Origin of the sequence: Pseudomonas sp. Sample_10 (genome assembly GCF_004321495.1) — a bacterium.
Lineage (GTDB): Bacteria > Pseudomonadota > Gammaproteobacteria > Pseudomonadales > Pseudomonadaceae > Aquipseudomonas.
This window is the reverse complement of record NZ_RCOE01000084.1, coordinates 1-15,900: the sequence shown is the minus strand read 5'-3', so window position 1 is coordinate 15,900 and position 15,900 is coordinate 1. Positions and strand designations below refer to the sequence as shown.

Here is a 15,900-nt window from a genome sequence, read left to right as displayed (position 1 = left end):
CTTTTTTATCCGCGTGCCCGAAAACGTGCGGCGATGGTAACGGATGGGCGTGCCACTGCAAGCATGATCACTGTAGTTGTGCCTCGGGAAGGCTCAGTGTGCGCGGGATCAGCGAGGCGTCCCAATGGGCGATGCCCCAGTCGAGCACTTCCCGTGGTGTGCCATGAACCAGTTCGGCGCCGGGGTTTTGCCCCAGTGCGCGCAAGGCTCGCAGCAACAAAGGTGTGGCCTGGTCTTCCGTCAGCGGTGGCGAACGGTAGGACTTGCCCAGTTTGTTGCCGTCGGGCTGGGTAATCAGCGGGATGTGCAAGTACCGCGGTTGGCGCAAGCCAAGCAGTTCCTGCAAGTAAAGCTGGCGCGGCGTGGAGTCGAGCAGGTCGGCGCCACGCACGATGTCGGTAATGCCTTGCCAGGCATCGTCCAGCACCACCGCCAATTGATAGGCGTAGAGTCCGTCGCGGCGGCGAATGACGAAATCACCGACGTCCCGGCCCAGGTGTTGGTGGAACTCGCCTTGTACGCGGTCGATGAAGTGGTAATCCAGTTCAGGGACGCGAATCCGGATGGCGGCATCTTCAGTGCCATGCCCGGCGTTGCGGCACAAACCCGGGTAAATGCCGTGATACGGCTCCAATTGTTTGCGCGAGCACGTACAGGCGTAGGCCAGACCGATGTTGAACAGGCGATTGAGCACTTCAGCGTAGGCGTCGTGACGCTCGCTCTGGCGAACCAGTTCGCCATCCCACTCGAAACCGTAACTTTCCAGCGCCCTGAGTATGGCGGCCTGGGCACCGGGCTCTTCTCGGGGCGGGTCCAGGTCTTCCATGCGCATCAGCCAACGGCCACCCACCGCACGCGCATCCAGGTAAGAAGCCAGTGCCGCGACCAGCGAACCAAAATGCAAATGGCCGCTTGGCGTGGGGGCGAAGCGCCCGATGTAGGTGGGGGAGGTGATGGTGGTCATAAAGCGATGTCGGGCTGTCCAATCGTTTTGAGCATGGCTCGAGCGGCCTTCGCGAGCAAGCTTCGCTCCTACAGGAGATATCGCCAGTCTCTGTAGGAGCGAAGCTTGCTCGCGAAGGCGATTCCGAAGGCGTAACAGGTATCGGCAAATATCGGAAACAAAAACGGAGCGTTCGCACGCTCCGTTTTTCATTCAAGTCGCCATTATTTGCCGACTTGCTTTTCCTTGATTTCCGCCAGGGTCTTGCAGTCAACGCACATGTCGGCGGTAGGGCGGGCTTCCAGTCGCTTGACGCCGATTTCGACGCCGCAGGACTCACACCAGCCGTATTCTTCGTCTTCGATCAATTGCAGGGTTTTGTCGATTTTCTTGATCAACTTGCGCTCGCGGTCGCGGGCGCGCAATTCGAGGCTGAATTCCTCTTCCTGGCTGGCACGGTCTGCCGGATCAGGGAAGTTGGCCGCTTCGTCTTTCATGTGATCAACCGTACGGTCGACTTCCTGCATCAAGTCCTGTTTCCACTTGTTCAGGACCTTGGTGAAATGAGCGCGCATGGGCTTGCCCATGTACTCCTCGCCCGGAACTTCTTTATAGGGTTCGAAGCCGCTGATCGACGGGACTGCCTGTTGCTTTGCTTGGGTGGACATGAAATAGACCGCCTCTACTCTTGTAATCCATTGCGCAGGATTGCTCCATCACCGACACCTGCCGGCCCTGCGGCTGCAAGCGGGCGAACTTACCAGATCAAATCAGACCGCGCTACTCCCGGATGTCGAGCCCGCGGCCTGTGGCGCTTGCAAATGCTGGCAAAGCGCTGTCTGGTGGGTCTGGAGCGCTGCTCAAATATTGATTTTAGTCAAACCTTGGGCGCTCGCTTGAGTCGTTTTGGGTCTGGGCCATAACGCCTCTGACCGCTTTAGGTTCTCGCTCGTTCCTGCGCTTGGGTAGAATCGATTCTTTTCTTCGTTGAAGGAAGGCCAATGGCTCAGTCCTACAGTGCTCGCAGTCGCGCGATCGAACCTTTTCATGTCATGGCGTTGCTCGCACGGGCCAATGAATTGCAGGCCGCCGGCCACGATGTCATCCACCTGGAAATCGGCGAGCCGGACTTCACTACCGCCGAGCCGATCATTCGTGCGGGGCAAGCCGCGCTGGAGGCAGGCCGGACCCGTTACACCGCGGCCCGTGGCATTCCTGAACTGCGTGAGGCCATTTCGGGCTTTTATCAACAGCGTTACGGGTTGAACATCGACCCGCGCCGCATTCTCATAACGCCCGGGGGTTCCGGTGCCCTGTTGCTGGCCAGTGCCTTGCTGGTCGATCCGGGCAAGCATTGGCTGCTGGCAGACCCGGGATACCCGTGCAACCGACACTTTTTGCGATTGGTCGAAGGCGCGGCGCAATTGGTGCCGGTCGGCCCGGATGTGCGTTATCAATTGACGCCCGGCTTGATCGAGCGGCATTGGGATCATGACAGCGTCGGCGCGCTGGTTGCGTCACCGGCCAATCCGACCGGGACAATACTGACCCGCGATGAGCTGGCCGGGCTGTCTCGCGCGATCAAGGAGCGCCATGGTCACCTGGTAGTGGACGAGATCTACCATGGCCTGACCTATGGCACCGATGCCGCCAGTGTGCTGGAAGTCGACGACAGTGCCTTCGTGCTTAATAGTTTTTCGAAGTATTTCGGCATGACCGGCTGGCGCCTGGGTTGGCTGGTCGCGCCAGAAGCCGCGGTCGGCGAGTTGGAGAAGCTTGCGCAGAACCTGTACATCAGCGCCCCAAGCATGGCTCAACACGCCGCGTTGGCCTGCTTCGAGCCGGCGACCATCAGCATTCTCGAAGAGCGTCGTGCCGAATTCGGGCGGCGTCGGGATTTCCTGTTGCCAGCGCTGCGTGAGTTAGGCTTCGGGATTGCCGTCGAGCCGGAAGGTGCCTTCTATTTGTACGCTGATATCAGCAAGTTCGGCGGTGATGCCTTCGCGTTCTGCCGCCATTTCCTCGAAACCGAACACGTAGCGTTTACCCCTGGGCTGGATTTCGGTCGCTATCAGGCGGGGCACCATGTGCGGTTTGCTTATACCCAAAGTCTGGATCGCCTGGAGGAAGCGGTGGATCGGATCGCTCGTGGTCTGCGGAGTTGGCAAGGCTGATGCGCTTTCATCCTCCTCTCGAAGAAGGTCGGCTGATACGTCGTTACAAGCGTTTTCTTGCCGATATCGAGACCGTTAGCGGCGAGTTGCTGACTATTCATTGCCCAAACACCGGCTCGATGCTCAATTGTCAGGTCGAAGGCGGGCAAGTCTGGTTCAGCCGCTCCAATGACCCCAAACGCAAATTGCCAGGTACCTGGGAAATTGGTGAGACGCCACATGGGAGGCATTTTTGCGTGAATACCGGTCGGGCCAATGGCTTGATCGAAGAAGCGCTGCGGGCGGGTGTCATCACGGAACTGAACGGTTTTACCGAGCTCAAGCGCGAAGTGGCCTATGGTCAGGAAAAGAGCCGGATCGATTTCCGTCTCGACTACCCCGAAGGGCCGGCCTATGTAGAGGTGAAAAGCGTCACCCTGGGTTTCGGCGGCATCGCCATTGCCGCGTTCCCTGATGCCGTGACCCAGCGTGGGGCCAAACACCTTCGGGAGCTTGCCCACTTGGCTCGAGACGGGATTCGTGCGGTGCAACTGTATTGTGTCAACCTGACCGGGATCGACGCCGTGCGCCCGGCACAAGAAATCGACCCGGTCTACGCGACGGCGTTACGTGAGGCTGTGGCTTGTGGTGTTGAAGTCCTGGCTTATGGCGTGAGCCTGACCCATGAAGAAATGGTGGTGGATCGACGGCTGGAGGTGCTGTTGGGCGATTAAAGGCTGACCCAGATCCCTTGGCTATCCTCACGGCAGGTAACGCGGGTCAGCGATTGGCCCGCGCAAGGGCCGGACACACATTCGCCATCCTCGATCAAGAACAGCGCGCCGTGGGTGGCGCACTGGATCAAGCTGTTGCTGGGGTCGAGAAACTGGTCAGGCGTCCACTCCAGGCCCACGCCCCGGTGCGGGCAGCGATTGATGTACACATAAACCTGGCCGCCCCGGCGCACGGCAAAGAGTTTCTGGCCATCGATCTCGAAGCCGCGGCTACTGGCATCGGCCAGCTCAACGCCGGCACACAGAAGTTTCATGTTGGTCCTCAGGTCCCGCAATGGTGACCGGATGTGTATGAGCTTGACGTAAAAATGCGAGTGATTATCAAATGACTGACTAGCCGGCCTAGCGGCAGCCAGATGCGCAGGATACTTGGCTTGTCGATTCAGTGCCCGGGAAACCCTAAAAGGAAGCTCTTCATGCGTCTGACTACCCGTGTTGCTGCACTCTGCGTCGGATTCTTCGTTTGCTATCACGCGACTGCCGGCGAGTTACCGCAACGCTGGGTGAGTGCGGGGGGAGCGCTGTCCGAGTGGGTGACTGAGTTGGGCGGTGAGTCGAAATTGGTGGGGGTCGATACCACCAGTCAACATCCTGAAATCCTCAAGGCACTGCCCAGTATCGGCTATCAACGCCAGCTTTCGGCGGAGGGCATCTTGAGTTTGCGCCCGCAGATATTGGTCGGCACAGAGGAAATGGGGCCGCCGCCGGTGCTGTCGCAGGTACGCAGTGCGGGTGTGCAGGTCGAATTATTCTCGGCGCAACCGGACCTCTCCACGCTGCAGAATAACCTCCAGCGTTTGGGCAAGTTACTCGGCGCGGAAGACCGGGCTAGTCAATTGCTGGCCACTTATCAACAGGCCCTCGAGCAACAGAAAGTCCGGGTGACCCGTGCACAGCTGACGAAACCATCGCCCGGCGTTCTGATGTTGCTCGGTCATGCAGGTGGCAAACCGCTGATTGCCGGCAAGGACACCGCTGCCGATTGGCTGCTGCAACGGGCCGGCGGCCACAATCTGGCGACCCACACCGGATACAAACCATTCTCCAACGAGTCGCTGGTGAGCCTGGATCCCGATGTCCTGGTGTTTGCCGACAGGGCATTGAGCGGCAATGCGGCGCGGGCCGCGTTGTTCAAGGAAAACCCGATTCTGGCATCCACTCGTGCCGCCAGGGATGGGCGGGTCATCGAGCTCGATCCAACCTTGCTCGTAGGTGGATTGGGGCCACGTTTACCTGAAGTTCTGAAAAAGCTCGCCGACGAGTTCTATCCCGAAACAGACGGTCAGTAAGTCGTGTGACTTTTCCAAGGCAAAAAAAAGACCCGGCAAGAGCCGGGTCAAATAACCGTGATTAGCCTGATGAGGAGATAATCTGAGAGTCCGAACCAAGGGCTATTCAGAAAATCGACCAGTCTCGCGACCAGTTGTGATAATCATAGCGATTCTCATTAGCGAGTCAACATCTGATTACCCGTTTTCCAGCCTGTTGATGAGCTTTCGATGTAAGTCGTTGAAATAGCTGACTTTGGTCGATCGTTTTTGATGAGTTAATTTTTCATTGGCTTGATTCCAAGGGAAGCGACAGCCGTCATTCAGCTCTTGTGGCGTGAAGAAATAGCCTCCAATTGTTTGTTCAGGGCTTCTTTGCGTTCGGCAGGAATGTCATTCCAGTGCACATCCATCAGGGCGCCTTCTATTGCATACAACAACACCTTGGAAGCCCTGAAGCCGCGCGTGCGCACGGCCCGATAAGCATCCACCGCCCCGAGGCGACGCAAGTCAGAGGCGCTGTGGATGCCCACGGCATGCAGCCACTGCGCCGACGTCTTGCCAAGATTTTTCAGGTGTTGCAGTTCATCATTCATCAAGCCTCCTTGCGATGGCCGAATGGTGCGTGGGCAAGCTTCTGAGGAGTGTAGCCATCAGCAGGAAAAGCGTTATCGTTTGGTCGTTTTCGACGCAAAAGCTTCTAAGCGTCGTTGAAAAAGCACGCGGATAAAATCCGCGAAACGGGCAGGAAGCAGCGGGGAACAGCTGGAAATCAGAGGAAATACACCTGAAGTCCAGCGCAAGGCGGGGGCGCTGGACTTGTCAATTTACGCACGGGATTCAGCGTGTGCGATAACGCAATCGGGTACCGAAGTTCATCGACATCAGAATTTCGTCAGCGCTGAGTTCCGCTGGAAAGTAGGCGCCGGAAATCTGTGCATGGGCCAGGCTCGCGCCTTCAAGCGAAGCCTTGCGAAAATCGATGCCACGCAAATCGGCGGATCGAAAATAAGCATCGGTGAAGTCGATACCATCAGCATTGAGTTCGCGCAGGTCCAGGCCTCGGAAATCGCCTCCGACCATGTCGATCGGTCCTTCCTTTGGTCGTTCGTTATTGAATCCTGTGATGTCGTCCTTGTGCAGCAAGGCATACAGCGGGGTGTCGAGAAGTTTCGGCTGGCTCATGTCGCATCACCTGTTGGTTTTATGACGCCAGTATAGTGCCACTATTTGACAGCCGTGAAGCCGCAGAGGGCTTCACGACCGAAATACTTTTTACAGCCCCGGAAGGCGTTGGCGAATCTGCTCTACCACGGTGTCAAGCGTCCCGCTTTCATTGGTCTGGACGCGTTTGCTGCAGAGAATTTCCGCTGGCGTGAGGGCTTCGCGACTGGCTTGTTGAGCCTCGATAACGGCCAATGTCGCGTCGGATGGATCCGATTTCTCGGCCTGACGTTGTTGCAGCCAGCTTTCGATGACAGCTTGAGGGGCATTGCAATCCAGAATCAGGAACGGTGCGCCAGTCGCTTCTGCCACCTTTGCTGCACTGTCACGTTGATCGTGCTTTAGGTAGGTCGCATCAACCACCACCGGGAAACCGGCGTGCAGAATCACCGCGGCAATTTCATGCAGGCGCTGGTACGTGGCGGTACTGGCTTCGCTACTGTAGATGCCTGCCTGCAGATCGTTCGCCATCGTCTGTTCACCAAACAGGCGTTTGCGTTCTACGTCGGAGCGCAGGCGAATGGCGCCCAGTGCTTCCACCAGACGCATGGCCACATGGCTTTTGCCTACTGCGGAGACGCCGTGGGTGATGGCCATGAAACGGGAAGGAATGGTGCTGTAGCTTTCCGCCAGGTTGGCGTAATTGCGGTACTGGCGCAGGCTGGTGGCACGTTGCACCGGCGTGGCATCGGCCGGCATGCTGAACAGTGCGACCTTGGCGCGCACCAGCGCACGGTAGGCTTTATAGAAGTTCAGCAGTTCCAGGCCCTGATAATCGCCAGTCAGTTCCAGGTACTGGCTGATGAAACGCCGTGCCAGGCATTTAAGGCCGCGGTCTTCCAGGTCCATCGCCAGGAAAGCGCTGTCGGCGTAAACATCGGTGAAGCGGAAGGGCTCGTTGAACTCGATGCAGTCGAAGATCACGACCTTGCCGTCGATCACCGTGGCGTTACCCAAATGGATGTCACCATGGCATTCGCGGATGAAGCCATCTGCCTTGCGTTGCACGAGCAGTGGCTTGAGGCGTTCGAAGCTGCTTTCGGCCCAGGCTTGCAGGGCGTCGAGTTGTTGAAGGTCAGCCTTGTCGCTGATGAACGGCAGGATTTGTTCGAAGTTCTGGCGCACGGGGGCCATCACGCTGTCGGGGGTGCCGGCTTCATGTTCCGCCGGGACTTTCGGTGCGTTGAGGTGGAAGCGAGCAATCTGGGCTGCCATCTCATCGATGTGTGCGGTAGTCAGTTCGCCGTTGGCTTGCAGGGTGCTGAGCAAGCCGGTCTGGGGGAACTGGCGCATTTTCAGCGCGTATTCGATGGCCGGGCCATCCCCGCCCAATTGAGGTGCTTCGGCACTGCCGGTAATCGGCAATACTTCAAGATAAAGATCGTCAGTCAGGCGCTGGTTCAAGCGAAGCTCTTCGCCACAGAAATGCTTGCGGGCTTCGAGGGTCGTGAAGTCGAGGAAGCCGAAATTCATCGGTTTCTTCACTTTATATGCAAAGTCGCCAGTCAGCAGTACCCAGGAAATGTGGGTTTCGATGAGCTGGAACCCGTCTACGGAGTGCGGGTAGAGGGCCGGGTTTTGCAGGGCGGCGATCAGGGACTGGCTCACAGGCGATCCTTCAGAGTCTGGAAAAATTTCAGGTCGCTATTATGGCGGCTAGCCAGCCTAACGCAAACTCGGAGGGCTCCTGTTGGGGACGAATAAAGTGCGTATAATCCGCCGCCATGACTCGTACCCGATCCCCCCGTACCCCTAAAAAACCACCTTCCCGAGGCTTGCGGCCTTGGCTGGGCTGGGCCCTTAAACTCAGTCTGGTCGGCCTGGTAGTGCTGGCCGGATTCGCGGTTTACCTCGATGCCGTCGTGCAGGAGAAGTTTTCCGGCAAGCGCTGGACCATTCCGGCGAAGGTATACGCGCGCCCGCTCGAGCTGTTCGTCGGACAAAAGCTGAGTCGCGACGACTTTCTTACCGAGCTCGATGCTTTGGGCTATCGCCGTGAAAGTGTGAGCAATGGCCCCGGCGCTGCGGCGGTCAACGGTAATACTGTTGATTTGAATACCCGTGGTTTCCAGTTTTATGAAGGCATGGAACAGGCGCAGCCGGTGCGTGTGCGTTTCTCCGGCGACTATGTGGCCGAACTCTCGGCGACGAACGGTTCGAAGCTTTCGGTAGTGCGCCTGGAGCCGCTGCTGATCGGCGGGATTTATCCGAAGAACCTCGAAGACCGCATTCTGATCAAAATCGATCAGGTCCCGCCCTATTTGCTGGAAACCCTGGTCGCAGTGGAAGATCGGGATTTCTATAGCCATTGGGGCGTGTCGCCCAAGTCGATTGCGCGAGCTGTCTACGTCAACACTTCTGGCGGCAAGATGACTCAGGGCGGCAGTACGCTCACGCAACAACTGGTCAAGAATTTCTACCTGACCAGCGAACGCAGCCTGAGTCGTAAACTCACCGAAGCCATGATGGCGATGTTGCTCGAGTTGCATTACGACAAACGGGAAATTCTTGAGGCCTACCTCAATGAAGTGTTCGTCGGTCAAGACGGTCAGCGCGCTGTGCACGGTTTCGGTCTGGCCAGCCAGTTTTTCTTCGGGCAGCCATTGTCCGAACTGAAGCTGCATCAAGTCGCGATGCTGGTAGGCATGGTCAAGGGGCCTTCCTATTACAACCCGCGTCGCAATCCTGAGCGGGCACTCGAGCGGCGCAATCTGGTGCTGGACGTGCTTGAACAACAAGGTGTTGCCAGTGCCGAGCAAGTCGCCGCCGCGAAAAAAATGCCGTTGGGCGTGACAACGCGAGGCAAGCTGGCGGACAGCTCGTTCCCTGGCTTCCTTGATCTGGTCAAGCGTCAACTGCGTGAAGACTATCGCGACGAAGACTTGACCGAAGAAGGCCTGCGCATCTTCACCAGTTTTGACCCGATCCTGCAGATGAAGGCCGAAGCGTCGGTCAACGACACCTTCAAGCGTCTTTCCGGGCGCAAAGGATCTGACGACGTCGAGGCGGCCATGGTCGTGACCAATCCGGAAACCGGTGAGGTCCAGGCCATGATTGGCAGTCGCCAGGCCAGTTTTGCCGGTTTCAACCGGGCACTGGATGCTGTGCGACCTATCGGCTCGTTGATCAAGCCAGCGGTGTATCTGACCGCGCTTGAGAAACCCAGCCAGTACACATTGACCAGTTGGTTGTCGGACGAATACTTTTCGGTCAAAGGGGCGGATGGCCAGGTCTGGAAGCCGCAAAACTATGATCGTCGTTCTCACGGCACGGTCTTCCTTTATCAAGGTCTGGCGCATTCCTACAATCTGTCGACTGCGCGTCTCGGTCTGGCGGTGGGTGTGCCCAATGTCCTCAAGACTTTGGGGCGTCTGGGCGTAAGCCGCGAATTTCCGGCCTTCCCTTCGATGTTGCTGGGCGCTGGCGGCATGACGCCGATTGAAGTCGCGACCATGTATCAGACACTCGCCAACGGTGGCTTCAATACGCCGATGCGCGGGATTCGCAGCGTGCTGACGGCGGAGGGGGAGCCGCTCAAGCGTTACCCTTTCCAGATTCAACAGCGTTTCGACCCGGCTTCGATTTATCTGATCCAGAGCGCCATGCAGCGGGTCATGCGGGAAGGCACCGGCAGTTCGGTTTACAACGTGTTACCGAAAACCTTGACCCTGGCGGGCAAGACGGGGACCAGTAACGACTCCCGAGACAGTTGGTTCGCTGGCTTCAGTCAGGACTTGCTGGCGGTGGTCTGGTTGGGGCGCGATGACAATGGCAAGACGCCATTCACCGGCGCTACTGGCGCATTGCAGGTCTGGACCAGCTTCATGCGTAAGGCAGACCCACTTCCCCTGGACATGCCGCAGCCGGACAATATCGTTCAGGCCTGGGTTGATTCGCGAACCGGACAAGGCTCCGATGCCGGTTGCCCAGGTGCCGTGCAGATGCCGTATATTCGCGGCAGCGAACCGCCTCCCGGTGCCGCTTGTGGGGGTGAAAACCCTGCAGAGACGGTGATGGATTGGGTCAAGGGCTGGATGAATTAAGCAAAGAGGGTTTCAAGTGAACAAGTGGTTGATTCCAGCGGTTACCGCCGTGGCTTTGCTCAGCGGTTGTTCTTCAGTGCAGCGTGGTTCGATTCCGGTTGTGGATTCCGGTACCGCGGTTTCCAACAGCGAGCGCGTTTCCGCGAACGGTGGTTATCGCCAGACGACGTTGAAGCGTCCCGTGCAATCGCAAACACAGGCGATTCCACAAGGCGATACCGGTGTGGTTGTGATGATCCCGGGCGGGGGCGCAACGACGTCGACACCGATCAGCACCACACCGATTACTCCTGGGCCGATCACGCCAGGGCCGATTGATACATCGCCGGTTCAATCTGCGCCGGTCAATCAGGGCAGCTACAGCATGCCGTCGACGCCGAGCGGAATTCCGTCGGCGAGTTCTGGTGGCCTGTCTGCCGACGAGCAATTGGACGGCCCGGTCCTTGCGTTGCTGACCACTGCTCAGCAACAACAGGCTGGCGGCGACCTGAACGGTGCGTCCTCGAGCCTGGAGCGCGCCCAACGAGTAGCCCCGCGTGAACCTCAAGTGCTTTATCGCCTGGCGCAAGTGCGCATGGCCCAAGGTGATGCCGCGCAAGCCGAGCAATTCGCCCGTCGTGGCCTGACCTTCGCCAATGGCCGTCCGGCTCTTCAAGCCAGCCTCTGGGAGCTGATCGCTCAGGCTCGCGAGAAACAGGGTGATTCCTCTGGTGCGGCACTGGCCCGTCAGAAAGCCAAGGTTACGTCGTAATGGACGCACGTTTTCTCCAGATCGCCGATCAGTTGCTGCTGATCGAGCGAGAGCTGCGGATACAAGGGTGGTGGGACGACGTTCGGCCATCCGCCGAAGCGCTTTCCAGCGTGGAACCCTTTTCGGTCGATACGCTGGACTTCGAACAATGGCTGCAGTGGATATTCCTGCCGCGCATGAAAGCGATCCTCGAGCAGGACCTGCCGTTGCCGAATGCTTCAGGGATTCAGGAAATGGCCGAAATGGTCTTCGCTGGACGCAATGTCCAGGGCCGGGATCGCCAGTTGCAAGTGCTGCTCAAAGAGTTTGATCAACTGATCACCGCGGCCCGCTGACTCCCCCCGCCCATTGCAGGAGCCGACCAAACTCGGCTCCTGCAGGCGTTCACTGGCAGTTGTCCGCGATCTGTTTCTGCGTTTCGCCGATGCGCTCTTGCCGCTGTGCATCGTCCAGACGGCGCAACTGTCCTTCCACTTCCTCCCTGAGTCGCGGATTGTTCTGCAACTGCGCAAGATTCGTTCGCGCCTGCTCACAAAACACTTTCAACTGTTCCTGCTGCTCGGCAACCTGCTTCTTGACGCTGTTGTCGATGGCCTGTTGATTGCCGATGGCGCCGCCGTTGCCGGGGATGGGTGGTTTGCCCGGCGATGAAGCGGGGGTGACAATGGTCGTGGCTGGCAGGCCTGGGGGCGGCTGGCCATCGAAATGGGTAACGCCTTGGGCGTCGACCCATTTGTAAATCTGCGCGGCCATGGCCGCCGGGCTGAGGACGACCAACAGGCCGGCGATGAAGAAGTGCGTACGCATGCCAATTCCTAGTCAAAAGTTGCGCAATTGAAGCTAACACACATGGGATTTATAGGTTTTTTCTTGCGTTCTCATGCGGTTACTAGAATAAAGCACATAGACGGCTTGACTTGCGAAGGGCGAAACAGAAGAATCCAAAGTCCGCTGTACAGGGACTGCCAGAAGCAGACCCTCTCAGCAGATCATGAGGCGCACATCCGCGCCGACCTGTTACACCCGCAACGCGTTACCTCGCGCTGGGTGGGAGAAGCCCGCAACACTTGGGACGATCCCAATACTTGCTCAGTCAGTGCTGACGTAGTCGGCGACCACCGTCGCTCATGCTCTGCCGAGAAGTAAACCTATTAAGACCCGTCCCTTTTTCATGGGTCGGTATTCTGGCGTTTTAGAGGTGAACAACGTGGAGCTTTTATCTGGCGGTGAGATGCTCGTCCGCTTTTTGCGTGACGAAGGCGTCAAATATATCTACGGGTACCCGGGTGGTGCTCTTCTTCATGTCTACGATGCCCTGTTCAAAGAACCGGAAGTGACCCACATCCTGGTTCGTCACGAGCAAGCGGCTACCCATATGGCTGACGGCTACGCCCGTGCCACCGGTAAAGCCGGTGTGGTACTGGTGACGTCCGGTCCTGGCGCTACAAACGCCATCACCGGTATTGCCACCGCCTACATGGACTCCATTCCGATGGTGGTTATTTCCGGCCAGGTGCCGAGCACCATGGTCGGTACCGACGCCTTCCAGGAAACCGACATGATCGGTATTTCCCGGCCGATCGTGAAGCACAGCTTCATGATCAAGCATGCGTCGGAAATCCCGGAAGTCATGAAGAAAGCTTTCTACCTGGCGCAATCCGGTCGTCCTGGTCCGGTCGTTGTCGATATCCCGAAAGACATGACCAACCCGGCCGAGAAGTTCGAATACGTCTTCCCGAAAAAAGCCAAGTTGCGCTCCTACAGCCCGGCCGTTCGCGGTCACTCCGGGCAAATCCGCAAGGCGGCAGAAATGCTCCTGGCGGCCAAGCGCCCTGTGCTGTACTCGGGCGGTGGCGTGATTCTCGGTGGTGGCTCCGCGCCGCTGACCGAGCTGGCGAAAATGCTTAACCTGCCAGTGACCAATACCCTGATGGGCCTGGGCGGTTTCCCTGGTACGGATCGTCAGTTCATCGGCATGCTGGGCATGCACGGCAGCTACACCGCCAACCTGGCGATGCACCACGCTGACGTGATCCTGGCTGTCGGCGCACGGTTTGACGACCGCGTGATCAACGGCGCCTCCAAGTTCTGCCCGAATGCCAAGATCATTCACATCGACATCGACCCGGCTTCGATTTCCAAGACCATCAAGGCCGATGTGCCAATCGTTGGTCCGGTCGAGAGCGTCCTGACCGAAATGGTCGCGATCCTCAAGGAAATCGGCGAGACCCCGAACAAGGAGTCCGTTGCCAGCTGGTGGAAGCAGATCGACGAGTGGCGCGGTGATCTTGGCCTGTTCCCTTATGACAAGGGTGACGGCAGCGTCATCAAGCCGCAGGCCGTGATCGAGACCCTTTGCGAAGTGACCAAGGGCAATGCCTTTGTTGCTTCTGACGTGGGTCAGCATCAGATGTTCGCGGCGCAGTACTACAAGTTCAACAAGCCGAACCGCTGGATCAACTCCGGCGGCCTGGGCACCATGGGCTTCGGTTTTCCGGCGGCCATGGGCATCAAGTTGAGCTTTCCGGATGATGACGTCGCCTGCGTAACGGGCGAGGGCAGCATCCAGATGAACATTCAGGAGTTGTCGACCTGCCTGCAATACGGTTTGCCGGTAAAGATCGTCATCCTGAACAACGGTGTACTGGGCATGGTTCGCCAGTGGCAGGACATGAGCTATGGCAGCCGCCACTCTCACTCCTACATGGAATCGCTGCCTGATTTCGTCAAGCTGGCAGAGGCTTATGGTCACGTTGGCGTGCGCATCACCGATTCGAAAGATTTGAAGTCGAAGATGGAAGAAGCGTTTGCCATGAAGGATCGCCTGGTAGTGATCGATATTTCGGTCGACACCAGCGAGCACGTCTACCCGATGCAGATCAAAGACGGCTCCATGCGCGATATGTGGCTGAGCAAGACGGAGCGTACTTAATCATGCGGCACATTATTTCCTTGCTTCTGGAAAACGAACCGGGCGCTTTGTCTCGTGTGGTTGGTCTGTTCTCGCAGCGCAACTACAACATCGAAAGCCTGACCGTGGCACCAACCGAAGACCCGACCCTGTCGCGTCTGACGTTGACCACTGTCGGTCACGATGAGGTCATTGAGCAGATCACCAAGAACCTCAACAAACTGATCGAAGTAGTCAAACTGGTCGACCTGTCGGAAAGCGCGCACATCGAGCGTGAGCTGATGCTGGTCAAGGTCAAGGCTACCGGTGCCCAGCGCGCCGAGATCAAACGCACCACCGATATTTATCGTGGACAGATCGTCGATGTCAGTGCCAGCGTGTATACCGTTCAATTGACCGGTACCAGCGACAAGCTCGACAGCTTCATTCAGTCCATTGGCACCGCCTCGATTCTGGAGACCGTCCGCAGTGGCGTCACCGGTATTGCCCGCGGCGACAAAGTACTCAGCATCTAAACCAAATTAGCGAATGGCCTGAACGGCCTGATATAGGGGAAATTCATGAAAGTTTTCTACGATAAAGACTGCGACCTGTCGATCATCCAGGGCAAGAAAGTTGCCATCATCGGTTACGGTTCCCAAGGCCACGCTCAGGCGTGCAACCTGAAAGACTCCGGCGTTGACGTTACCGTTGGCCTGCGTAAAGGTTCGGCCACCGTTGCCAAGGCTGAAGCTCATGGCCTGAAAGTGACTGACGTTGCTTCCGCTGTTGCAGCTGCCGACCTGGTCATGATCCTGACCCCGGACGAGTTCCAGTCCTCCCTGTACAAGAACGAAATCGAACCGAACATCAAGAAGGGCGCTACCCTGGCCTTCTCCCACGGTTTCGCGATCCACTACAACCAGGTAGTGCCACGCGCTGACCTCGACGTGATCATGATCGCGCCGAAGGCTCCAGGTCACACCGTACGTTCCGAATTCGTGAAAGGCGGCGGTATCCCTGACCTGATCGCTATCTACCAGGATGCTTCGGGCAACGCCAAAAACGTTGCACTGTCCTACGCCGCTGGCGTTGGTGGCGGTCGTACCGGCATCATCGAAACCACCTTCAAGGACGAGACTGAAACCGACCTGTTCGGCGAACAAGCCGTTCTGTGCGGCGGTACCGTTGAACTGGTTAAAGCCGGTTTCGAAACCCTGGTTGAAGCTGGCTACGCGCCGGAAATGGCCTACTTCGAATGCTTGCACGAACTGAAGCTGATCGTTGACCTCATGTACGAAGGCGGTATCGCCAACATGAACTACTCGATCTCCAACAACGCCGAATACGGCGAGTACGTGACTGGCCCGGAAGTCATCAACGCCGAATCCCGTCAGGCCATGCGCAATGCCCTGAAACGCATTCAGGACGGCGAATACGCCAAGATGTTCATCAGCGAAGGCGCTACCGGCTATCCTTCGATGACCGCCAAGCGTCGTAACAACGCCGCTCACGGTATCGAGATCATCGGCGAGCAACTGCGCTCCATGATGCCGTGGATCGGTGCCAACAAGATCGTCGACAAAGCCAAAAACTAAGTCTGACACTTGTACGAAAAACGCGGCTTAGGCCGCGTTTTTTCGTTTGGATCGCCGGTTCTGGTATAAAGCTGCATCGTTTGCGATGCGAACCGCTGTCGCAGACACCTGTCGAAACTTTCCACCCCGTTGCAAGGTATTGTCCATGAGCGAACGTCCCGAAGAGCCAAACCAGGCCTCTGACGCCGAAAGCCTGCTGCCCATCGATGAACATATCGAAGAAGGGCACGACGCTG

Annotated in this window: 16 protein-coding genes and 1 pseudogene; 10 read left to right on the top strand and 7 right to left on the bottom strand. The window is 57.8% G+C overall.

Annotation, left to right across the window (positions count from 1 at the left end):
• Positions 1–67: 67 nt before the first annotated feature.
• Both gluQRS and dksA read right to left on the bottom strand, forming a co-directional pair.
• Positions 68–964, bottom strand: a complete 897-nt coding sequence (gene gluQRS, locus D8U18_RS07995; RefSeq protein WP_056855620.1) for a tRNA glutamyl-Q(34) synthetase GluQRS — start codon at positions 962–964, stop codon at positions 68–70.
• Positions 965–1,167: 203 nt separating this feature from the next.
• Positions 1,168–1,611, bottom strand: a complete 444-nt coding sequence (gene dksA, locus D8U18_RS07990; protein ID WP_131107415.1) for an RNA polymerase-binding protein DksA — start codon at positions 1,609–1,611, stop codon at positions 1,168–1,170.
• Between the two features lie 333 nt (positions 1,612–1,944).
• Between dksA and D8U18_RS07985 the strand changes: the two genes are divergently transcribed.
• Together D8U18_RS07985 and sfsA are read left to right on the top strand one after the other, a co-directional pair.
• The gene (locus tag D8U18_RS07985) at positions 1,945–3,117 is read left to right on the top strand and encodes a pyridoxal phosphate-dependent aminotransferase (RefSeq protein ID WP_056855618.1); all 1,173 of its coding nucleotides are present in this window, start codon (positions 1,945–1,947) and stop codon (positions 3,115–3,117) included.
• On the top strand, positions 3,117–3,830 hold the full coding sequence (gene sfsA, locus D8U18_RS07980; protein WP_056855617.1) for a DNA/RNA nuclease SfsA: 714 nt from the start codon (positions 3,117–3,119) through the stop codon (positions 3,828–3,830). Before D8U18_RS07985 ends, sfsA begins: the two co-directional genes overlap by 1 nt.
• Here the strand turns inward: sfsA and D8U18_RS07975 are convergent.
• Positions 3,827–4,144 carry a Rieske 2Fe-2S domain-containing protein gene (locus D8U18_RS07975; RefSeq protein ID WP_056855616.1) on the bottom strand — a complete coding sequence of 106 codons (318 nt, stop codon included), beginning with the start codon at positions 4,142–4,144 and terminating at the stop codon, positions 3,827–3,829. The genes sfsA and D8U18_RS07975 overlap by 4 nt on opposite strands.
• A 162-nt stretch (positions 4,145–4,306) precedes the next feature.
• On the opposite strand from D8U18_RS07975, the gene D8U18_RS07970 reads away from it, so the two are divergent.
• A complete protein-coding gene (locus D8U18_RS07970) occupies positions 4,307–5,179 on the top strand; it encodes an ABC transporter substrate-binding protein (RefSeq protein WP_131107414.1) in 873 nt (290 codons plus the stop codon).
• Between the two features lie 302 nt (positions 5,180–5,481).
• Here the strand turns inward: D8U18_RS07970 and D8U18_RS07965 are convergent, their stop codons facing one another.
• The 3 genes from D8U18_RS07965 to D8U18_RS07955 form a co-directional block, all read right to left on the bottom strand.
• A complete protein-coding gene (locus D8U18_RS07965) occupies positions 5,482–5,754 on the bottom strand; it encodes a TfoX/Sxy family protein (protein ID WP_056855614.1) in 273 nt (90 codons plus the stop codon).
• Positions 5,755–5,998: 244 nt separating this feature from the next.
• Entirely contained in the window at positions 5,999–6,343 is a 345-nt protein-coding gene (locus D8U18_RS07960; RefSeq protein ID WP_056855613.1) for a pentapeptide repeat-containing protein, read from the bottom strand.
• 90 nt (positions 6,344–6,433) lie between these two features.
• A complete protein-coding gene (locus tag D8U18_RS07955) occupies positions 6,434–7,990 on the bottom strand; it encodes a bifunctional aminoglycoside phosphotransferase/ATP-binding protein (RefSeq protein ID WP_131107413.1) in 1,557 nt (518 codons plus the stop codon).
• Positions 7,991–8,106: 116 nt separating this feature from the next.
• Between D8U18_RS07955 and mrcB the strand changes: the two genes are divergently transcribed.
• The 3 genes from mrcB to D8U18_RS07940 are packed head-to-tail and all read left to right on the top strand — an operon-like array spanning position 8,107 to position 11,511.
• On the top strand, positions 8,107–10,425 hold the full coding sequence (gene mrcB / locus D8U18_RS07950; RefSeq protein ID WP_056855611.1) for a penicillin-binding protein 1B: 2,319 nt from the start codon (positions 8,107–8,109) through the stop codon (positions 10,423–10,425).
• Between the two features lie 16 nt (positions 10,426–10,441).
• Positions 10,442–11,176 carry a hypothetical protein gene (locus D8U18_RS07945; protein ID WP_131107412.1) on the top strand — a complete coding sequence of 245 codons (735 nt, stop codon included), beginning with the start codon at positions 10,442–10,444 and terminating at the stop codon, positions 11,174–11,176.
• On the top strand, positions 11,176–11,511 hold the full coding sequence (locus D8U18_RS07940; RefSeq protein WP_130907405.1) for a YqcC family protein: 336 nt from the start codon (positions 11,176–11,178) through the stop codon (positions 11,509–11,511). Before D8U18_RS07945 ends, D8U18_RS07940 begins: the two co-directional genes overlap by 1 nt.
• 49 nt (positions 11,512–11,560) lie before the next feature.
• Here D8U18_RS07940 and D8U18_RS07935 read toward each other — a convergent pair whose 3' ends face one another.
• Entirely contained in the window at positions 11,561–11,983 is a 423-nt protein-coding gene (locus D8U18_RS07935; protein ID WP_131107411.1) for a DUF4124 domain-containing protein, read from the bottom strand.
• A 400-nt stretch (positions 11,984–12,383) separates the two neighbouring features.
• On the opposite strand from D8U18_RS07935, the gene D8U18_RS07930 reads away from it, so the two are divergent.
• The 4 genes and pseudogenes from D8U18_RS07930 to D8U18_RS07915 form a co-directional block, all read left to right on the top strand.
• Positions 12,384–14,108, top strand: coding sequence for an acetolactate synthase 3 large subunit (locus D8U18_RS07930; RefSeq protein WP_131107410.1), 1,725 nt, complete (start codon positions 12,384–12,386; stop codon positions 14,106–14,108).
• A 2-nt stretch (positions 14,109–14,110) separates the two neighbouring features.
• On the top strand, positions 14,111–14,602 hold the full coding sequence (gene ilvN, locus D8U18_RS07925; protein ID WP_003176102.1) for an acetolactate synthase small subunit: 492 nt from the start codon (positions 14,111–14,113) through the stop codon (positions 14,600–14,602).
• A 45-nt stretch (positions 14,603–14,647) separates the two neighbouring features.
• Positions 14,648–15,664, top strand: a complete 1,017-nt coding sequence (gene ilvC, locus D8U18_RS07920) for a ketol-acid reductoisomerase (protein ID WP_003228216.1) — start codon at positions 14,648–14,650, stop codon at positions 15,662–15,664.
• Between the two features lie 145 nt (positions 15,665–15,809).
• Positions 15,810–15,900 (top strand): annotated as a pseudogene (locus tag D8U18_RS07915) (CDP-diacylglycerol--serine O-phosphatidyltransferase); the annotation flags it as partial.

What these genes read in the sequence shown, in the direction of transcription:
- gluQRS (WP_056855620.1), bottom strand. Translation starts at nt 964, where the DNA reads ATGACCACCATCACCTCCCCCACCTACATCGGGCGCTTCGCCCCCACG.
- dksA (WP_131107415.1), bottom strand. Translation starts at nt 1,611, where the DNA reads ATGTCCACCCAAGCAAAGCAACAGGCAGTCCCGTCGATCAGCGGCTTC.
- D8U18_RS07985 (WP_056855618.1), top strand. Translation starts at nt 1,945, where the DNA reads ATGGCTCAGTCCTACAGTGCTCGCAGTCGCGCGATCGAACCTTTTCAT.
- sfsA (WP_056855617.1), top strand. Translation starts at nt 3,117, where the DNA reads ATGCGCTTTCATCCTCCTCTCGAAGAAGGTCGGCTGATACGTCGTTAC.
- D8U18_RS07975 (WP_056855616.1), bottom strand. Translation starts at nt 4,144, where the DNA reads ATGAAACTTCTGTGTGCCGGCGTTGAGCTGGCCGATGCCAGTAGCCGC.
- D8U18_RS07970 (WP_131107414.1), top strand. Translation starts at nt 4,307, where the DNA reads ATGCGTCTGACTACCCGTGTTGCTGCACTCTGCGTCGGATTCTTCGTT.
- D8U18_RS07965 (WP_056855614.1), bottom strand. Translation starts at nt 5,754, where the DNA reads ATGAATGATGAACTGCAACACCTGAAAAATCTTGGCAAGACGTCGGCG.
- D8U18_RS07960 (WP_056855613.1), bottom strand. Translation starts at nt 6,343, where the DNA reads ATGAGCCAGCCGAAACTTCTCGACACCCCGCTGTATGCCTTGCTGCAC.
- mrcB (WP_056855611.1), top strand. Translation starts at nt 8,107, where the DNA reads ATGACTCGTACCCGATCCCCCCGTACCCCTAAAAAACCACCTTCCCGA.
- D8U18_RS07940 (WP_130907405.1), top strand. Translation starts at nt 11,176, where the DNA reads ATGGACGCACGTTTTCTCCAGATCGCCGATCAGTTGCTGCTGATCGAG.
- D8U18_RS07935 (WP_131107411.1), bottom strand. Translation starts at nt 11,983, where the DNA reads ATGCGTACGCACTTCTTCATCGCCGGCCTGTTGGTCGTCCTCAGCCCG.
- ilvN (WP_003176102.1), top strand. Translation starts at nt 14,111, where the DNA reads ATGCGGCACATTATTTCCTTGCTTCTGGAAAACGAACCGGGCGCTTTG.
- ilvC (WP_003228216.1), top strand. Translation starts at nt 14,648, where the DNA reads ATGAAAGTTTTCTACGATAAAGACTGCGACCTGTCGATCATCCAGGGC.